Origin of the sequence: Luteibacter sp. Sphag1AF (assembly GCF_014192715.1) — a bacterium.
In the GTDB taxonomy this organism is placed as follows: domain Bacteria; phylum Pseudomonadota; class Gammaproteobacteria; order Xanthomonadales; family Rhodanobacteraceae; genus Luteibacter.
Map to the genome: position 1 here is coordinate 1 of NZ_JACHYH010000018.1, position 2,176 is coordinate 2,176.

The window sequence follows — 2,176 nt, forward strand, 5'->3', positions numbered from 1 at the left end:
GGCCTTACCGCCGACGGCCAGGAGCTTCCCTATGGACCGATCGACGAGACAGCGACGACCGACAGTTTCCTGATCTTCGTCGTTCCCAATGAGCGCGTGGCGGGTCTCGCGCCACAGGGCAGCGTGGCGCTGTACTACGAAGTGCTGAAGAGCACGGGGCCGAAGCGCTCCGTCCAGCGCAACCTGATCGTCACCGGTGAGGCTGTGACGCTGCAAGCGCCCAGTGTTCGGGAAGCGCGTGACGGCGCCCTCGATCCGGAAGCGCTGACCGATGGCCTGGCCCATCTGGAACTGGGACCGTATCCGCTGATGGCACTGGGCGATGAGGTCACCTATTACTGGACGGCCACGGCCCCCGGCGGGGCGACGTGGTTCAAGACGGAGGGGAGGGATGTATCCGGCAACGATGTGACGCCCGTTCCCAAGGCGCTGGTGTTCACGCTGACCCGTGCCGAAATCGAGCTGATCAAGGGCTATACGGTGAGCGTGTATTACACCGTGACGCACTTTGCCTCCGGCATGAAGTCCACCTCCCGGGCGCTGGAATTGCGCATTGGCGGCGTGATCACCTTGCCGCCGCCGCTGGTGGATCATGTGGTCAATGGCTATCTGGACCCGGCCAGCGCACCCACTGGCACCAACATCCGCGTGCGCACCGACTACAGCGGGGCGGTGCATGGCGACTTTGCCAACGTGTACTGGAACGCATTGCTACCGTACAGCAACATCCACGCCGTGGACCCCGCCAGGCCGGAGGTCGTTTCTCCGGTGGGCGTCGAGTACATCACCGGCAACGAAGGTCGTCAGGTCACCGTCAGCTACACGATCACCCATCAAGGTCAGCCCGCCCGTCAGGGCGGCTCGACCACCTTCGTGATTGGCACGGCAACCAGTCCGCTGCCGGCCCCCAGCGTGCTGGAAGCGGGGGCAGGCAATACGCTGCCCGGTGACGCGACCAAGGCGACGGTGCGCGTTCCGGTGGGTGCAGCGCTGGCGGTGAACGACGTGGTAACCGTGCACTGGAAAGGTACAGTCGGCGCGGGGACCGTGGATGTTTCAAAAACGGTGACGACGGAAGCGGGCTCTTACATCGACCTCGATATTCCCGCCGTCGCCATCGCGGCGAATGCCGGCCTGACCGTCCGGGTGACTTACACGATCCGACGCTACAGCAATGGCCGTCTGGATGGCCCATCGCCGGAATATGTGTTGAATGTGCAGGCCACCGCACCGGTGCCCTTGTTTGAGGATTTCTCCAGTCTGCCGATTGGAACACTCATTCCTTTTAACAATCCGCTCGAAGCGCCGACGATGACCATCTACCGGCAATCGCCCCAGTTCGGGAACCTCCGGATATCCAATCTTCAGCCTCCCGGACACCCGCTCACTTCATTTGGCGAGTCCGCCGAGGAGGGGCTTCCGAACGAGCGCGTGGCCGGATTGTTCCTCAAGAACAGCTATAGCAAGGTCACGTTCGAATTTATGCTATGGAACTACCCGCCATTCCTGATTACCGCCACCGACGATACAGGCGAGCTGGCCATGGACAATCTCAGCCTGATGGAGTCAATCGGAACGGTGACGCTGATCCCCTATCCGGGAAAGCGAATCAAGGCCATCTTTGTCCGCGGCATATTCATGGTTACCAACTTCTATTTCACCCCATGACACGACGCTGCGGGTAAACACGGTGAAGCCGGTCGCGTGCAAACGGTCTCCGGGAGACCATGCACGCGACCGGCCATGCATATGGACGTCCCGTCATCCGCATCACGATGGTCGCGTCGCGGCTTCGCATGATGCATCGTCCGCGCCTACAACCGATGGCTGAGTGGCAGGGTGTGAGGGGCTGAGTAGGATCAGGGTTCGATCCTGTCAGGAGCCTGCCCATGTCTGATCTGCCCAAGTCGTCTCACGTCACCTCGCCCGGCACAGAGCACGGCATGGCCAAACTGGTGTTCACTGCTCCGGCCGTACCGCCGTCACCGTTGGAGTGGCCCGCGCCCACGATGCCGGAAGTCGCGCCGTTCGGTGGCATCAACGCCACGCATCTGAGCGGTGAGTATCCGAAGATCCTGGTTCAGACCGGTCGCTTCACCACGCCCCTGGCGCCGGCCGATTCGGTCAGCGTGTACTGGGATTCGACGGGGGAGCTGGTGGGGGTGGTGACGATTCA

Annotated in this window: 2 protein-coding genes; both read left to right on the plus strand. The window is 62.4% G+C overall.

All coding sequences use genetic code 11. From position 1 onward, the window contains the following. A partial coding sequence (locus tag FHW69_RS18860; protein WP_183424651.1) for a hypothetical protein occupies positions 1 to 1,668 on the plus strand: 1,668 nt, incomplete at its 5' end. A gap of 221 nt (positions 1,669 to 1,889) precedes the next feature. Next, the coding region (locus FHW69_RS18865) for a hypothetical protein (protein WP_183424652.1) at positions 1,890 to 2,176 on the plus strand (287 nt) is incomplete at its 3' end.